At 62.6% G+C, this 17,089-nt stretch carries 14 protein-coding genes; 6 read left to right on the forward strand and 8 right to left on the reverse strand.

Annotation, left to right across the window (positions count from 1 at the left end):
* Nucleotides 1-55: 55 nt before the first annotated feature.
* The 5 genes from IB272_RS02290 (at nt 56) to edd (ending at nt 7,089) form a co-directional block, all read left to right on the forward strand.
* Nucleotides 56-1,492, forward strand: coding sequence for a glutamine synthetase family protein (locus IB272_RS02290; protein ID WP_034800800.1), 1,437 nt, complete (start codon nt 56-58; stop codon nt 1,490-1,492).
* A gap of 15 nt (nt 1,493-1,507) precedes the next feature.
* Nucleotides 1,508-2,794: an FAD-binding oxidoreductase gene (locus IB272_RS02295; RefSeq protein WP_060583996.1), complete on the forward strand. Its 1,287-nt coding sequence runs from the start codon at nt 1,508-1,510 to the stop codon at nt 2,792-2,794.
* A gap of 96 nt (nt 2,795-2,890) precedes the next feature.
* Entirely contained in the window at nt 2,891-4,366 is a 1,476-nt protein-coding gene (gene zwf, locus IB272_RS02300) for a glucose-6-phosphate dehydrogenase (protein ID WP_060516507.1), read from the forward strand.
* A gap of 8 nt (nt 4,367-4,374) precedes the next feature.
* Entirely contained in the window at nt 4,375-5,073 is a 699-nt protein-coding gene (pgl, locus tag IB272_RS02305; protein ID WP_060583994.1) for a 6-phosphogluconolactonase, read from the forward strand.
* Between the two features lie 195 nt (nt 5,074-5,268).
* Nucleotides 5,269-7,089, forward strand: a complete 1,821-nt coding sequence (gene edd, locus IB272_RS02310; protein WP_060583992.1) for a phosphogluconate dehydratase — start codon at nt 5,269-5,271, stop codon at nt 7,087-7,089.
* 59 nt (nt 7,090-7,148) lie between these two features.
* Here edd and IB272_RS02315 read toward each other — a convergent pair whose 3' ends face one another.
* From IB272_RS02315 to IB272_RS02345, 7 genes are all read right to left on the reverse strand, one after another.
* The gene (locus IB272_RS02315; protein WP_043617946.1) at nt 7,149-7,514 is read right to left on the reverse strand and encodes a GFA family protein; all 366 of its coding nucleotides are present in this window, start codon (nt 7,512-7,514) and stop codon (nt 7,149-7,151) included.
* Nucleotides 7,515-7,591: 77 nt separating this feature from the next.
* The gene (locus IB272_RS02320) at nt 7,592-7,999 is read right to left on the reverse strand and encodes a hypothetical protein (RefSeq protein ID WP_060583991.1); all 408 of its coding nucleotides are present in this window, start codon (nt 7,997-7,999) and stop codon (nt 7,592-7,594) included.
* A gap of 228 nt (nt 8,000-8,227) precedes the next feature.
* A complete protein-coding gene (gene ugpC / locus IB272_RS02325; RefSeq protein ID WP_060583989.1) occupies nt 8,228-9,316 on the reverse strand; it encodes a sn-glycerol-3-phosphate ABC transporter ATP-binding protein UgpC in 1,089 nt (362 codons plus the stop codon).
* Nucleotides 9,317-9,365: 49 nt separating this feature from the next.
* The gene (locus IB272_RS02330) at nt 9,366-11,024 is read right to left on the reverse strand and encodes an alpha-glucosidase family protein (protein ID WP_060583987.1); all 1,659 of its coding nucleotides are present in this window, start codon (nt 11,022-11,024) and stop codon (nt 9,366-9,368) included.
* Nucleotides 11,025-11,046: 22 nt separating this feature from the next.
* Entirely contained in the window at nt 11,047-12,192 is a 1,146-nt protein-coding gene (locus IB272_RS02335) for a carbohydrate ABC transporter permease (RefSeq protein ID WP_089044685.1), read from the reverse strand.
* Nucleotide 12,193: 1 nt separating this feature from the next.
* The gene (locus IB272_RS02340) at nt 12,194-13,207 is read right to left on the reverse strand and encodes a sugar ABC transporter permease (protein ID WP_060516515.1); all 1,014 of its coding nucleotides are present in this window, start codon (nt 13,205-13,207) and stop codon (nt 12,194-12,196) included.
* Between the two features lie 189 nt (nt 13,208-13,396).
* Nucleotides 13,397-14,755 carry an ABC transporter substrate-binding protein gene (locus IB272_RS02345; RefSeq protein WP_060583984.1) on the reverse strand — a complete coding sequence of 453 codons (1,359 nt, stop codon included), beginning with the start codon at nt 14,753-14,755 and terminating at the stop codon, nt 13,397-13,399.
* 294 nt (nt 14,756-15,049) lie between these two features.
* Between IB272_RS02345 and IB272_RS02350 the strand changes: the two genes are divergently transcribed.
* Nucleotides 15,050-16,081 (forward strand): substrate-binding domain-containing protein, encoded by a 1,032-nt coding sequence (locus IB272_RS02350; protein WP_034800775.1) that lies wholly within the window; start codon nt 15,050-15,052, stop codon nt 16,079-16,081.
* A 48-nt stretch (nt 16,082-16,129) separates the two neighbouring features.
* On the opposite strand, the gene folD is transcribed toward IB272_RS02350, so the two are convergent.
* Nucleotides 16,130-17,029, reverse strand: a complete 900-nt coding sequence (gene folD, locus IB272_RS02355) for a bifunctional methylenetetrahydrofolate dehydrogenase/methenyltetrahydrofolate cyclohydrolase FolD (RefSeq protein ID WP_060583982.1) — start codon at nt 17,027-17,029, stop codon at nt 16,130-16,132.
* Nucleotides 17,030-17,089 lie beyond the last annotated feature (60 nt).

Genomic DNA, 17,089 nt, shown 5'->3' on the forward strand with positions numbered 1-17,089 from the left:
GCCAATTGCCAATCTGTGGTTATGATGCGCTATCCGAAGCCAAAACCGGTGATTTATGCCCTCCAAGAGAAGTGCTGCCCAACAAACAACGAAAATCAGCAAAACTTCGAAAATACCTCCCGCCCTCCACTCCCTCCGAGGTGTAAAGACCTGGAAGGAAGCCACGGACTGGCTCAAGATCCGCGGCATCGAAGACGTCGAATGCATCACGCCCGATCTTGCCGGCGTTCCGCGCGGCAAGATGATGCCGACCTCGAAGTTCACCTCCAATACCTCGCTGGCGCTGCCGTCCGCCGTCTATCGCCACACGATCTCGGGCGAATATCCAGACGAAACCGGCCAGTTCCGCTACGATTCCCGCGACAGCGACATCAAGCTCGTGCCCGATCTCTCGACCCTTTCGGTCGTGCCTTGGGAGACCGACCCGACGGCGCAGGTGATCTGCGACATCGTCGGCTCGCAGGGCGAACAGATCAGCTACACGCCGCGCAACGTGCTGAAGCGCGTGGTCGATCTCTACAAGCAGAAAGGCTGGAAGCCGGTCGTAGCACCCGAGATCGAATTCTACCTCGTCGCCACCAATGACGATCCGGATTATCCCCTGCATCCACCGAAAGGCCGCTCCGGTCGCTCGATTCTCGGCGGCCAGGGCTATTCGATCGCCGGCATCAACGAATTCGACGAACTGATCGACGACATATACCACTTCTCGGAGAAGCAGGGTCTCGAGATCGATACGCTGATCCACGAAGAAGGGCCGGCGCAACTGGAGATCAACCTGCGCCATGGCGATCCGATCGAGCTGGCCGACCAGGTGTTCCTGTTCAAGCGCACCATCCGCGAGGCGGCGCTGAAACACGGCATCTACGCCACCTTCATGGCGAAGCCCATGCAGGGCCAGCCGGGCTCGGCGATGCACATTCACCAGTCGGTGGTCGAGATCAACACCGGCCGCAACCTGTTCTCCAACCCGGACGGTTCCGCATCGAAGGAATTCTTCCACTTCATTGGCGGCATGCAGCACTATGTGCCGCGCACGCTTGTGATGATGGCGCCCTATGTGAACTCCTTCCGCCGACTGACGCCCGACATGTCGGCGCCGGTCAACACCGCCTGGGGTTACGACAACCGCACCACCGCCTTCCGCATCCCGGTGTCGGAGCCGGTCGCCCGGCGTATCGAGAACCGGCTGCCGAGTTCAGATGCCAATCCCTATCTGGCGCTCGCGGCCTCGCTTGCCTGCGGTTATCTCGGCATCATCGAACAGCGCGAACCGACGGCGCCGACCGAGGACACGGCCAACGAGGGCGAGATCGACTTGCCCCGCGGCCTGCTCGAAGCCGTGGCCCTGCTGGAATCGGCACCGTCGCTGGCCGAGGTGCTGAGCCCGGAATTCATCGCCATCTATGCCGGCGTCAAACGCGGCGAGTTCGAGACCTTCATGCAGGTCATCAGTCCCTGGGAACGCGAATTCCTGCTTCTCAACGTCTGACCTCAGAGGTTCTCCATGTCCTGGCAAAGCCCGATCTCGCCCGGTTATTCCTGGTATGAGGCGACGGTTCCGGACCGACCGGAGTATCCGGCCATGCCGGGATCGCGGAAAGCCAATGTCGCGATCGTGGGCGGCGGCTATACGGGATTGCAGGCGGCTTACAACCTTGCCAAGCAAGGCGTCGACGTCACCCTGATCGACGCCTGCCGCTTCGGCGACGGCGCCTCTGGCCGCAATGGCGGCCAGTTCGGCACAGGTCAGCGCGCCTGGGCGGATGAGACGGAGGAAAGCCTCGGCCATGAGCGGGCGCAGGCACTGTTCGACATGGCCGAGAACGCCAAGCGTTACGTGCTCGACTTCGCGAACGGGAACGGGATCGACATCGAATTCGTGCCAGGCCAGCTCTCGGTCGGGCACAAGCAAAGCCTCGAAAAAGACTATCGCGACCATGCCGAAGCGATGGCGGCGCGCTTCGGCTATCCGCATCTGACTTTCATGGAGCGCGAGGAAACAGCAAGCCGGCTCGGATCGAACCACTACCACTTCGGCATTCGCGATGCCGGCACCGGCCATATCCACCCCATGAAGCTGCTGGTCGGCCTTGCGAAACAGGCAGCGCTTGCCGGCGCCAACCTTTTCGAGCAAACCAAGGCCCTGAAAATCGACCGCCAGGGTGGCGCGATCGTCATTGCCACCGACCGCGGCACCATCACCGCCGACCGCGTTCTCGTCGCCTGCAATGCCTATATCGGCAACCTGGAGCCGGTGAGCGCCAGCCACGTCATGCCGATCCGTTCCTTCATCGGCGCGACGACGGTGCTTTCGGACCACCCTGATGTCATTCCCGGCGGCGAATCGGTCGACGATTCGCGCTTCGTCGTGCGCTACTTCCGGAAGTCGCGGGATGGGCGGCTGCTGTTCGGCGGCCGCGAAGCCTATACGGCCGATAATCCGCGCGACATCTCCACCCATATCCGCCGGCAGATCAGCGAGATCTACCCGCAGCTCGCCAATGTCGAGATCACCCACGCCTGGGGGGGCTCCGTCGGTATCACCATGCCGCGCACCCCCTTTTGTCGCGAGGTCATGCCGGGCGTCACCTCGATCGGCGGCTATTCCGGCCACGGTGTGATGCTCTCCAACTATTGCGGCAAGCTCTATGCGGACCTGGCGCTCGGCCAGGACACCGAGCTCGACCTCTTGAAGGCTCTGAAAATCCCGGCTTTTCCGGGCGGAACCCGGTTCCGCTCCGCCCTTCTCTTCTTCGCGCTTAGCTGGTACGCATTACGCGACAGGTTTTGAAAAACGCTTGCGGCGGCATTTTATTGCGCCGCACTCTAGCGCCTTTAAATCGATTAGATTATATGTGCCCCTGACCTGAACAGATCGAGATATCCCATGAGCAGCCAGATCATCCCCGTCGAACCATTTGACTATGTGGTGTTCGGGGGCACCGGCGATCTTGCGGAGCGCAAGCTGTTGCCGGCGCTCTATCACCGCCAGTTGGAAGGCCAGATCACCGAGCCGACGCGCATCATCGGCGCCTCGCGCGCGGCACTCAGCCATGAGGACTATCGCAAGTTTGCCGTCGATGCTCTGAAGGAACACCTGAAGGCGGAAGAGTACAAGGAGGAGGAAGTCGCGAAGTTCGCTGCACGCCTGTTCTACGTCTCCGTCGACGCCAAGTCCGACCAGGGTTGGGACTCGCTGAAGAAGATCCTCGAAGAGGGCAAGGAGCGCATCCGCGCCTTCTATCTCGCCGTCGGCCCTGCGATCTTCGGCGACATCTCCGAGCGCATCCGCGATCACAAGCTGATCACCAAGAACACCCGCATCGTCGTCGAAAAGCCGATCGGCCGCGACCTCGCCTCTGCGACCGAACTCAACGACACGATCGGCAAGGTTTTCCGCGAAGAGCAGATCTTCCGCATCGACCACTATCTCGGCAAGGAGACGGTGCAGAACCTGATGGCGCTGCGCTTTGCCAACGCGCTCTACGAGCCGCTGTGGAACTCGGCCCATATCGACCACGTGCAGATCACCGTGTCGGAAGCCGTCGGGCTTGAAAATCGTGCCGGCTACTACGACAAGGCCGGCGCGCTGCGCGACATGGTGCAGAACCACATCCTGCAGCTCGTCTGCTTCGTCGCCATGGAAGCGCCGACCTCGATGGACGCCGAAGCGGTGCGCGACGAGAAGCTGAAGGTTCTGCGCGCGCTGAAGCCGATCACCTCGTCGAATGTCGAGCAGGTGACGGTGCGCGGCCAGTACCGCGCCGGCGCTTCGGCAGGCGGCCCGGTCAAGGGTTACCTCGAAGAGCTTGAAGGCGGCGTCTCGAACACCGAGACCTTCGTGGCAATCAAGGCCGAGGTCAGCAACTGGCGCTGGGCCGGCGTGCCTTTCTACATCCGCACCGGCAAGCGCCTTGCCGGTCGCATGTCGGAAATCGTCATCACCTTCAAGCAGATCCCGCACTCGATCTTCGACAACAATGCCGGCCGCATCTCGGCCAACCAGCTGGTCATCCGCCTGCAGCCGAACGAAGGCGTGAAGCAGTCGCTGATGATCAAGGACCCAGGCCCGGGCGGCATGCGCCTGCGCAGCGTCTCGCTCGACATGAGCTTTGCCGAGGCCTTCGCCGTACGCAATGCGGACGCCTATGAGCGGCTGCTCTTCGACGTCATCCGCAACAACCAGACGCTGTTCGTACGCCGCGACGAGGTCGAGGCCGCATGGAAGTGGGTCGATCCGATCCTGAAGGCCTGGGAAGAAACCGGGCAGCAGGTTCAGGGCTACACCGCCGGCACCTGGGGCCCGAGCCAGTCGATCGCACTGATCGAGCGTGACGGCCGGACCTGGAACGACGCGATATAGGTGCGCCGATGACGTCTAAGCTTCATACATTCGAAAACGGCGCAGCACTGGCGCAAGGCCTTGCCGATGCGGTCAGCAGCGCTCTTGCTGCCGGTGTCGCCGCACGCGGCTCCGCAAGCATCGCCGTCTCCGGCGGCTCCACGCCCAAGGCATTCTTCCAGGCGCTTTCGAAGAAGGACATCGCCTGGGACAAGGTGACGGTGACGCTGGTCGACGAACGCTTCGTGCCGCCGGAAAGCGACCGCTCCAACCACGGCCTCGTGGCGGCCAACCTGCTTCAGGACAAGGCCGCTGCAGCAACTTTCCTGCCGCTCTACCAGGCGGCCCCGACAGCGGAGGCCGCGGCTGATCTCGCAAGCCGGGAAACGGCGAAGATCGGTGCACCGTTCGACGTAGCGATCCTCGGCATGGGAACGGACGGGCACACCGCATCGTTCTTCCCGGGCGGATCGCAGCTCGCGCGCGCCATCGATCCGGCAACGCCGCGCGGCGTGATCACGATGGAAGCCGACGGTGCTGGCGAAACCCGGCTGACCTTTACTTTTGCCAGCCTCCAGGATGCGCGGCTTCTGGTGCTGCACATCGAAGGCGAAGGCAAGAAGACGGTTCTCGCCAAGGCCGAAGAAGCCGGCGACGAGAAGGACATGCCGATCCGCGCGATGCTGCGCCGCGCCGCGTCGCCGGTGCAGATTTACTGGGCGCCGTAGATCGGAATGATGTTGGGCCGAACCGGCCCGATAGGAACTTTGGAGACACGTTCAGCCGGTGGCGCGCTCCCGTCGGAATGGACAGGTGTTTCTGAGAAACGCCGGGACGCGGCTTGCGCTCTCCCAAGCTCGCCGCGCTCCGGACGATGACTGGATGAAGATGAGGAGTCTGAAGACTCCGGAACAGGATTTGTCATGTCCGCCGATTCCCGCATTGCCTCGATCACGGCTCGCATCGTCGAGCGCTCGAAACCCCACCGCGAGCCCTATCTCGATCGCGTCCGCCGGGCGGCATCGAGCGGTCCGCATCGCAGCGTGCTCGGCTGCGGCAACCTCGCGCATGGATTTGCGGTCTGTTCCCCCGCCGAGAAGGTGGCGCTTGCGGGCGACCGCGTTGCCAATCTCGGCATCATCACCTCCTACAATGACATGCTTTCGGCGCATCAGCCGTTCGAGACCTATCCGGCGCTGATCCGCCAGGCGGCAAGCGAGGCAGGTGGCGTCGCCCAGGTCGCCGGTGGCGTGCCGGCCATGTGCGACGGCGTCACGCAGGGGCAGCCGGGCATGGAGCTCTCGCTGTTTTCCCGCGACCTGATCGCCATGGCCGCCGGCGTCGGCCTGTCGCACAACATGTTCGATTCCACCGTCTATCTCGGCGTCTGCGACAAGATCGTGCCGGGCCTCGTGATCGCAGCGCTCACCTTCGGCCACCTGCCGGCGATCTTCGTTCCCGCCGGACCAATGACCTCGGGCCTGCCGAACGACGAGAAGGCGCGGGTCCGCCAGTTGTTCGCCGAAGGCAAGGTCGGCCGCGACGAACTGCTCGAGGCGGAATCCAAGTCCTACCACGGACCGGGAACCTGCACCTTCTACGGCACCGCCAACTCCAACCAGATGCTGATGGAGATCATGGGCTTCCACCTGCCCGGCGCTTCCTTCATCAATCCGGGCACGCCGCTACGCGACGCGCTGACCAAGGAAGCCGCCAAGCGGGCGCTGGCGATCACCGCCATGGGCAACGAGTTCACCCCGGTGGGCGAAATGATCGACGAGCGCTCGATCGTCAACGGCGTCGTCGGCCTGCATGCGACCGGGGGCTCGACCAACCACACTATGCACCTCGTCGCCATGGCGCGGGCTGCCGGCATCGTGCTCACCTGGCAGGACATTTCAGAGCTCTCGGACATCGTTCCGCTGCTGGCCCGCGTCTATCCGAACGGGCTTGCCGACGTGAACCACTTCCACGCCGCCGGCGGCATGGGCTTCCTGATCAGCCAGCTGCTTCGCGCCGGCCTGCTGCATGACGACGTGCGCACCGTCGTCGGCCAGGGCCTCGACGCCTACAAGATCGACGTCCGGCTTGGCGCCGACGGCAATGTCGAACGCGTGCCGACGCCGAAGGAAAGCGCTGACCCGAAGGTGCTTGCGACCATCGAGCAGCCGTTCCAGCATTCGGGCGGCCTGAAGATGCTGACCGGCAATCTCGGCAAGGCCGTCATCAAGATCTCTGCCGTCAAGCCGGACCGTCACATCATCGAGGCGCCAGCCAAGATCTTCCACGACCAGGCCGAGCTCAATGCCGCCTTCAAGGCCGGCAAGCTCGAGGGCGACTTCGTCGCCGTCGTGCGCTTCCAGGGCCCGAAGGCCAACGGCATGCCGGAACTGCACAAGCTGACGACCGTGCTCGGCATTCTGCAGGACCGCGGCCAGCGCGTCGCCATCCTGACGGACGGCCGCATGTCGGGTGCGTCCGGCAAGGTGCCGGCGGCAATCCACGTGACGCCGGAGGCCAAGGACGGCGGCCCGATCGCCCGCATCCAGGAAGGCGATATCGTCCGCATCGACGCCGTTGCCGGAACGATCGAGGTGTTGGTCGAGGACATCGCACTCAAGACACGTGTGCCCGCGCATGCGGATCTTTCGGACAACGACTTCGGAATGGGCCGCGAGCTGTTCGCGCCGTTCCGCGCGATCGCGGGTGCGGCTGATCAGGGCGCCAGCGTTCTCTTCCACTGACATAGAAAAGCGCCGCTCCCGTTGGGGCGGCGCTTGGTCTTCAAACGATCGTTAAAAGCTCAGGGCAGTGGCCCGGGGAACATGTCGTTGCGCCCGTCATAGCGCTCGATTTCCAGCGTGAAGACATCGACCCCCTCGATGCAGCGCGCATTGATCGAGATCTTGTTATCCGGATAGCCGCTGCGCATGATCGGAGTCGAACAGGTCGGGCAGAAATGGTGCCCCTCGTTGAGCCCGCGCCAGATGTAGCTCGACAGGCGACGCTTTTCGGTCAGCAGCTTGACCTTGGCGGCATCCACCTTCCAGTGCAGAAAGCCGGAGCGCCGGCAGGTCGAGCAGTTGCAGTCGACGAGACCGGTAAGCTCTTCGTCGACTTCGACGGCGATATCGCCGCAATGGCACGAAAGCCGATAGGGTCGCTGCATCGTTCAGGTCCGAGTCCGTTAATTGAGACCACAACCATCCATTGAGCGCGGTGGAACCGTCAAGCCCAGCATGGCACTCAGCGGTAGATGTCGAGCGTCCGGTTGCGGTGGTTCGGATGGGTGCTGTAGACGAAGATACGATTGAGGTCGCGGTCGGTCAGCATGCGCAGGAAGCGCGCCTCGATGACGTTGTTGGCATGCACCCGCTTCAACAGGCAGCCGACCATCTGGATGCGTGCGCTCGGGATATCCAGGTAGAAATTCTGTGGCAGCTGGTACTGCGTGAGGATGCTGATCAGCGCGCCGCTTTTCGAAAGCTTGATGATTTCGCAGCGACGAGAGCTCAGTTGCGTCATGCCCTTCTCAGTGTATTCGATGCGCGCCTCGTTTCGCGTGTCCTCCATCGGGAAGCTGGTCTCCCGATCGTACATGAAGGACTCTTCCTTGTTCAGGAAGTGCTGCAAGACAGGTGCCGCGCCGTTCATCGAAATGCCTTTCCATATCCCCTTTTGATACAGACTAGCGGCAGAGATTTAACAGACGGTTGGTCCGACGACCGGATGAAAAACCGCCCGGCAAAAACCGGGCGGAGCAAGTTCGTGACCAGGAATCTTGGTTACGCAATCCTCAACGCAAAGCCGCTTCGCACGTTTCCTTGGAAGTAGGCCGCAATTCCGGACGGAAAACCGCTTCGCACTTTTCCTGCAATTGCTTCAGACGCGGTAGCTGCGGCCCTCGTCGTTGAAGAGGTGTAGCTTGGCCTTGTCGGCGGTGAAGCGCACCTTGTCGCCGCGGTGAACCGGCAGGATGCCGGGGATCTTGGCGATGATCGGCTCCTTGTCGACGAGACCCTCGATATAGAGCAGGGTCACTTCGCCGAGCGCCTCGACGATCGAGATCGTGCCTTCGAACAGGAAGTCATCACCGGCACTCACCTGAAGGTCTTCCGGGCGAACGCCGAAACTCGCAATCTTGCCGTTCTGCGAGGAGTCGGTCGGGATATCGAGCGTCACGCTCTTGCCGCCGGTCAGCTTCACCGTCGTCTGCGCGCCGGTCGCCGTGATCGTCGAAGGGATGATGTTCATCGCCGGCGAGCCGATGAAGCGCGCGACGAACAGATTGGCCGGACGCTCATAGAGTTCGAGCGGCGGGCCCACCTGCTCGATGTGCCCCTGCGACAGCACGACGATGCGGTCGGCGAGCGTCATTGCCTCCACCTGGTCGTGGGTGACGTAGATCATCGTCGTGCCCGCCATCTGTTCGCTGAGCTTGGCGATCTCGATGCGGGTGGCGACACGAAGGGCCGCGTCGAGGTTCGAGAGCGGCTCGTCGAACAGGAAGACCTTGGGGTCACGGCAGATGGCGCGGCCGATGGCGACGCGCTGTCTCTGCCCGCCGGAGAGCGCCTTCGGCAGACGGTCGAGATACTTGGTCAGCTGCAGGATATCGGCGGCGTTGCGCACGCGACGGTCGATCTCTTCCTTGCTTTCCTTGGCAATCCGCATGCCGAAAGCCATGTTGTCGTAGACGGTCATGTGCGGATAGAGCGCATAGGACTGGAACACCATGGCGATGCCGCGCTTCGACGGCGGCACGGTGTTGACCCGCTCGCCGTCGATGAACATGTCGCCGCCAGTGATCTCCTCGAGACCCGCAATCATGCGCAGAAGCGTCGACTTTCCGCAGCCGGACGGGCCGACGAAGACGATGAACTCGCCCTGCTTGATGTCGAGATTGATGCCGTGAATGACATCGACCGCGCCGTAGGACTTGCGGATATCTTTAAGCAGCAGACCCGTCATTGCACCCTCCTCTTCGGTTCTTCCCGTCTATCTCTGTTGTCATCTGCCTTCACACCAGCCGCGCGAAGTAGGCGCCCCAGGCCGGCAGATGCACCGTTCCGTTCTTGACCTCGGACACGAAGCCGTGCCCTTCCAATGCAGCCACCGGCTCGTTCGGCAGCGTGGCCGCAGCCGGCACGCCGCTCATGTTGAACAGGCAGAAAAGCTTCTCGTTGCCGTGGCTGCGCACGAAAGCAAGCACCGAGCCGTCCGTGCTCAGGAACTCGATCTCTCCCTTGGCAAACGCCGGATACGCCTTGCGGAACTGCAGGAAGCGGCGGTAGTGCTCGAGCACCGAGGCCGGATCGCCCTGCTGCGCCGACACGGCGCGCTTGAGGTGTTCCGCCGGCACCGGCAGCCAGGGTTTTGCGCTGCCGAAGCCGCCGTTGGCAGCGGCATTGTCCCAGACCATCGGCGTGCGGCAACCGTCGCGACCCTTGAAATCCGGCCAGAACTGGATGCCATAGGGATCCTTCAGGTCTTCATAGGCAAGCTCGGCTTCCGACAGCGCCAGTTCCTCGCCCTGATAGATGCAGACCGAGCCGCGCAGCGACATCAGAAGGCTCGCAAGCAGTTTCGCATGAGCGTCGCTATCGGCAACGCCCGCTCCCCAGCGGCTGACATGGCGCACGACGTCATGGTTCGAGAAGGCCCAGCAGGCCCAACCTTCTGGCGCCGCCTTCTGGAAGTTTCGGAGAACCTCGGCGACCGTCGCCGGTGTCAGCGGATCCGGCGCCAAGAATTCGAAGGCGTAGCACATCTGCATCTTGTCGCCGCCGGAGGTATATTCGCCGGCGATCTCCAGACCGCGCTGGCTGTCGCCGACTTCGCCGACCGCAGCGATCGCCGGGAACTCGTCCATAACGGCGCGGAAGCGCTTCAGGAACTCGAGGTTCTCCGGCTGGTTCTTGTCGTAGAGATGTTCCTGATAGTTGTAGGGGTTGACCGCCGGTGCGGTCTGGGCGTTACGGCGCTCCGGCGCCAGCGCCGGATTGTCGCGCAGCTGCTTGTCGTGGAAATAGAAGTTGATGGTGTCGAGGCGGAAGCCGTCGACGCCGCGCTCCAGCCAGAAACGCTCGACGGCCAGCAGTGCATCCTGCACTTCCGGATTGTGCAGGTTGAGGTCCGGCTGCGAGGTCAGGAAGTTGTGCATGTAATATTGCAGGCGCGTCGGATCCCACGCCCAGGCCGAGCCGCCGAAGATCGACAGCCAGTTGTTGGGCGGGGTGCCGTCCGGCCTGGAATCAGCCCAGACGTACCAATCAGCCTTCGCGTTCGTCCGGCTCGACCGGCTTTCGACGAACCAGGGATGCTGGTCCGACGTGTGCGAGAGAACAAGGTCGATCATCACCCGGATGCCAAGGCGGTGCGCCTCGGCTATGACCGCGTCGAAGTCGGCAAGGCTGCCGAAGATCGGGTCGACATCGCTATAGTTGGAGACGTCATAACCGAAGTCCTTCATCGGCGAGGTGAAGAACGGCGAAATCCAGATTGCGTCGGCACCGAGGGCGGCAATATGCGGCAAGCGGGCAACGATGCCCTTGAGGTCACCGATGCCGTCGCCGTTGGAGTCCTGGTAGGAGCGCGGATAGATCTGGTAGATCACCGCGCCGCGCCACCAATCCCGATCGGCCTGCAAAGTGGAAGTGCTCATTTCGGTCATGCTCATTGTCGTCGAAAGTCCTTAGATGTCAGCCGCCCTTGACCGAGCCCGCCAGCAGGCCGCGCACGAGATAGCGCTGCAGGCTGAAGAAGACGATCAGCGGAACGATGATGGTAATGAAGGCGGAGGCCGTCAGGATCTCCCAGTTGCCGCCGCGTGAACCGAGCAAGTTGACGAGCCGGCCGGTCAGGACCAGTTCGTCGGGCCCCGCGCCCAGGAACACGATGGCGACCAGCAGGTCGTTCCAGGTCCACAGGAACTGGAAGATCGCGAAGGAAGCGAGCGCCGGGAAGGACAGCGGCAGGATGATCTTGACGAAGATATCGAAATCGCTGGCGCCATCGACGCGGGCGGATTCCATGATTTCGCGCGGCAGGCCGGCCATGTAGTTGCGAAGCAGATAGATCGCCAGCGGCAGGCCGAAACCGGTATGGGCGAGCCAAATGCCGACATAGGTCTTGGCCGGCACGCCAAAGAAGGCGCCGACGCCGTTATAGAGCTTCAAGAGCGGGATCAGCGACATCTGCAGCGGCACGACGAGGAGGCCGACGACCACGGCGATCAGGATCGCACGGCCCGGAAACGGCATCCAGGCAAGCGCATAGGCCGCGAAGGCGGCGATCATGATCGGGATGATGGTCGCTGGCACGGCGACCGTCAGCGAATTGATGAAGGAGCGGCCGATGCCTTCGGCGCTCAGGACTTCGACATAATTGTCGAAGGTAAAGCGCGGCGGCGATGATGCGGTGACGAAGACGCGCTGGCCGCGCGATCCTTCCATCTTCTTGTCGGAAACGATCTCGAAGTTGCCGTCGGCCTGAACGGTCAGTTTCTCGCCGTCGTTGAGCTCGGCGGTTTCGCCGGCCTTGAACGCAGTCGGCTCACGGCTGTTGAAGCCGAAGGCGGAGATCTGGCCCGGCTGACCTTCGAGCAGATTGCCGGAGATCACGAACTTGCCGTCGCGCTCCACCTGGCTTTCGGGGCCGGGCGCTCTCACGACGGTATTCTGCGACGAAGTCGAAAGGGAGGTCCACCAGCCGGAGACGGCAAGCTGGTCCTTGTCGCGCAGCGACGAGATCAGAAGGCCTGCGGTCGGCAGCGTCCACAGTGCGACGATCAGAAAGACCGAGAGGTGGACGACCCACATGAGGGGAGAGCGTGTCGCTGGATTCATCTCAATGCCCCTTCATTTCCTTGGCCGCATTGCGGATGTTCCAGACCATGATCGGAATGACGAGGATCATGATGACGACGGCGATCGCAGCCCCTCGGCCGAAGTCGCCGCCACCGCGGAACATCCAGTCGAACATAAGGTTGGCGAGCACCTGGCTCTGCCACTGGCCGTTGGTCATGGCGAGCACGATGTCGAAGACCTTCAGCACCAGGATGGTGATGGTCGTCCAGACGACGGCGATCGTGCCCCAGATCTGCGGCACCATGATCTTGAAGAAGATCTGCCAGCCATTGGCGCCGTCGATGACGGCAGCCTCGATCGTCTCCTCCGGGATGCCACGAAGGGCCGCCGACAGGATGACCATGGCAAAGCCGGTCTGGATCCAGACGAGGATCGCCATCAGGAAGAAGTTGTTCCAGAAAGGCAGCGTGATCCAGGCCTGCGGGGCGCCTCCGAAGGCAACGACGATGGCATTCAGAAGGCCGATCTGCTCTGCCCCTTCCGGGCGAAAATCGTAGATGAACTTCCAGATGACCGCGGCGCCGACAAACGAGATCGCCATCGGCATGAAGATCAGGGTCTTGGCGATATTGCCCCACCAGATGCGGTCGGTGAGCGCCGCGATGACGAGACCGAAGAAGGTCGAGAGCGCCGGGACGACGAGCAGCCAGAGGAAGTTGTTGTAAATAGACTGGCGGAATTCGCCGTCGTTGACCATCCATGCATAGTTGCTGACGCCGACGAAATTCTGACCCGCGCGGTCGTGGAAACTGTACCAGAGCGACATGATCACCGGGTAGATGAGGTAGGTCGCCAGAGCAAAGAGCGCGGGTGCGAGGAACAGCCACGGGCGGATGGCATTGGTGATGCGCAGGTTTCGCGAGGCGACCACACCCGATTTTCCCTTGGACGGGAAGATCAGGTCGAGAACAAGGCTGGTTCCCCAGAAATAGGCAGCGCAGCCGAGCACCCCGGCCAGCATGAACCCCGCAGCAGCGGCTAGCTGATAAAACATGACATGTCCCTCCCCTTGGGTGCACGTCCCCGTGCAGGGCTGGCGATTGTCGCCGTTCTCATTGGGGCGCGCGGCCTCTCAAGGGTTGGGGGCGGAAACGCACGGAGACCGCAACGCTTTTCCTCGTCCCGCCCTGGCAGCGAACCCGGGTCGGCAACGGGCGGCATTGCTGCCGCCCGTCATCTGTTGTTACTTGATGGCGTCCCAGGCCTTCTGCACGCCGTCTGCGACGTCGGCCGACGACTTGCCGCCGACGAAATCGACCATGCCGGTCCAGAACGCACCGGCACCGATCTTGCCGGGCATCAGGTCGGAGCCGTCGAAGCGGAAGGTGGTGGCGTTCAGAAGAATCTCGCCCTGCTTCTTCAGCGGCGGGTTGCCGTAGGTGTCGACGTTGACGCTCTTGTAGGGCGTCAGGAAGCTCGTCTGCGCCATCCAGACCTCATGGGCGATCGGCGTCTTCAGGAATTCGATGAAGGCGCGCGCGGCCGGCGTGTCCTTGGTGATCATCGCCAGCGTGCCGGCGCCGAGCACCGGGTTGCCGAGTTCCTTCTTGCTCTCATAGGGCGGCATGTAGAAGAAGTCGGCATCCTCGCCGATCTTGGTGCCCTCGGGGAAGAAGGACGGGATGAACGACGCCTGGTGGTGCAGGTAGCACTTCGGCGGCGAGGCAAACAGGCCCTTCGGGCTGTCGCGGAAGTCGGTCGAGGCAACGGCTGCAGCGCCACCGTCAACGAACTTGTCGTTCTTGGCAAACCAGCCGAACTCGTCGATCGCGCCGACGACAGCCGGATCGGTGAACGGAATCTCGTTCTTCACCCACTTGTCGTAGACGTCGGCCGGCTGCGTACGCAGCATCATGTCTTCCACCCAGTCGGTGGCCGGCCAGCCGGTGGCACCACCGGAGCCAAGGCCGATGCACCAGGGCTTGCCGCCATCGGCGGCGATCTTCTCTGTCAGCGCCTTCAGCTCTTCCATGGTCTTCGGCACTTCGTAGCCGGCGTCCTCGAAGTTCTCCGGCGAGTACCAGACGAGCGACTTCACGTCGATCTTGTAGGGGAATGCAAAGAGCGCAGCATTGCCATCCTTGCCCTTGTAGGTCGACAGATCGACCCAGGACTGACCGGCGGCATAGTTGTCGAGCAGCCACTTCTGGGTCTCGTCGCCGAGCGGCGTCAGGTAGCCCTTGGAGGCGAGATCGGCGATCAGACCCGGCTGCGGGAGGATCGAGATTTCGGAGGGGCTGCCGGCCTGGGTGTCGATGACGATCTGCTGCTCGTAGTTTTCAGACGAGGAGTACTTGATCTCGGCGCCCGTCGCTTCGGTGAAGTAGGCATAGACGCTCTTGAACAGCGCCTCGTCTTCACCGCGCCAGGGACCGAAGATCGTCAGCGTCTGGCCCTTGAGGTCGTGGCCCTTCTTGAACTCCTCGAAGCTCGCCCAGTTGAACTTCGTATCTTCGCCCGGCTTGAACTTGAGGTCCGCGGCACCGGCGCCACCTGCCAACAGGGCAAACGCCGCCACGCCCAACAGCAATGATCTCTTCACGTTCTTCTCCTCCCAAGGATGAACCCGGATCCCGCCGGGCAGACTACAATGCGCGAAAAATTCAAAGCGCTTTGAGTTCGCTAACAAACCATTGCGACACGCGCGGAGTCAAGAGCTTTCCCATCGCTGTTCTCCATGCGACGTATTTGTGCCCTGCGGTAACGTTTTGCACCGCGCAATAGTTGAATTCCGCTTTGTTGCTCGAAAAACGGATGCTACACAAACCGGAGGGCGCTGGGGCCAAACACCAAAAATCATATGGGTATCCAAAGCGCTTTGAGAGGAATCCCGACCATGGCGGTCAATCTCAAGCAATTGGCGGAGCTGCTCGGCCTGTCACAGACGACGGTCAGCCGGGCGCTGAACGGCTATCCGGAAGTCAACGCCGAAACCCGTCAGCGCGTGCTGCAGGCCGTGCGTGAGACCGGCTACAGGCCGAACCGCGCAGCGCAGCGATTGGCTACCGGCAAGGCCTATTCGATCGGCATGGTCATGCCGATCGCGCCCGGCATCGATTCCGACGTACATTTCGGCGAGTTTCTGGCAGGGCTGGCGGAAGAGGCGGTCAAGCACGACTTCCACTTCGTGCTCAATCCGAGCGCGCCGGAGGACGAGGAGGTGACCTTCCGGCGCCTGGCGGCCAGCGGCAATGTCGATGCGCTTTTCCTCGCCTATATGCGCGCCAACGACCCGCGCATCGCCATGTTGAAATCGCTCTCGATCCCCTTCGTCGTGCACGGCCGGTCGATTGGCGAAAGCCGCGACTATCCGTTCCTCGACATCGACAATACGAGTGCCTTCTATGACGCGACACGGCTGCTTATACAGCTCGGACACCAGCGGATTGCGCTGATCAACGGGCCGGAATATCTGGCTTTTTCCATTCGCCGGAAAAAAGGCATGCTGCGGGCGCTCGCCGAACACGGCCTTTCGCTCGACGAGGCGCTTGTCCAGCATTCGCTGATGACCGACGAGCACGGCTACCGCAGCATGCAGCCCTTCCTGCAGCACGCGCAGCCGCCGACGGCGGTGCTCTGTTCAAGTACGGTGCTGGCGCTTGGCGCTGTCAGGGCGATCAACCAGGCGGGCTTGAAAATCGGCGAAGACATTTCGCTGATCGCCCATGACGACGTCTTGCCGATGCTGAAGCCCGAAAATTTCAGCATCCCGCTGACAACGACACGCTCGTCGCTCCGGGCCGCCGGGGCGCGGATCGCCACACGGCTGATCGGCGGCATCCTGAAGCGCGGCGACTATCCGGAGCAGGAACTCTGGCGCGCCGAACTCATCGTGCGCGCCTCGACCGGACCTGCCCCGCAAAAATGAAAACGCGCCGCAATCGCGACGCGTCTCATCATCCCATATGAGCCAGGATCAGAAGCGCGGCGGCTTGCGGCCGGCCTTGCGATAGGCGGCAATCACGGTGTTGGCCATCAGCATGGCGATGGTCATCGGTCCGACGCCACCCGGCACCGGCGTGATTACGCTTGCAACCTCGGCCGCTTCCGCAAAGGCGACGTCGCCGACGAGTTTGGACTTGCCCTCACCCTTCTCCGGCGCTGGTACGCGGTTGATACCGACGTCGATGACCGTCGCGCCCGGCTTCACCCAGTCGGCCTTCACCATTTCGGGGCGTCCCACGGCGGCAACGAGGATATCGGCGTTGCGGCAGACGGCGGCCAGATCCTTGGTGCGCGAATGGGCGGTCGTGACCGTCGCGTTGGCGGCAAGCAGCAGCGCTGACATCGGCTTGCCGAACAGGTTCGAGCGACCGATGACGACAGCGTTCAGACCGGAGAGATCGTCGCCATGGGTCTGGCGCACGAAGACCATGGCGCCGGCCGGCGTGCAGGAGACGAGACCGCCTTCGAGATCGCCGGTCGCAAGCTTGCCGGCATTGACGACGTGCAGGCCGTCGACGTCTTTTTCGGGCAGGATCGACTGGATGATCGGCTCGGAATTCAGATGTTTCGGCAGCGGAAGCTGCACGAGGATGCCGTGGATAGAGGGATCGGCGTTGAGCTTAGCCACGAGTGCAGCGAGTTCTTCCTGGGTCGTTGCCTCGGCCAAGGTGTGCTGGACCGACAGGAAGCCGCACTCCTTGGCCATCTTGCTCTTGGAAGAAACATAAGCGTGGCTTGCCGGATCGTCGCCGACGATCACGACGGCGAGACCTGCGCGAACACCCGCATCCGTTTCGAGCGCACGGGTCGCGGCCTTCACGCTTTCGATCACCGAAGCGGCGACCTTCTTGCCATCAATCACAGTCGTCACGGCATGTTCCTCCTGGCTTCCTGTTCACGCGGCATACTCTAGTTCGCCTCAGAGAAGGCG

This window comes from Ensifer sp. ENS08 (genome assembly GCF_014852195.1).
Classification (GTDB): Bacteria; Pseudomonadota; Alphaproteobacteria; order Rhizobiales; family Rhizobiaceae; genus Ensifer; species Ensifer adhaerens.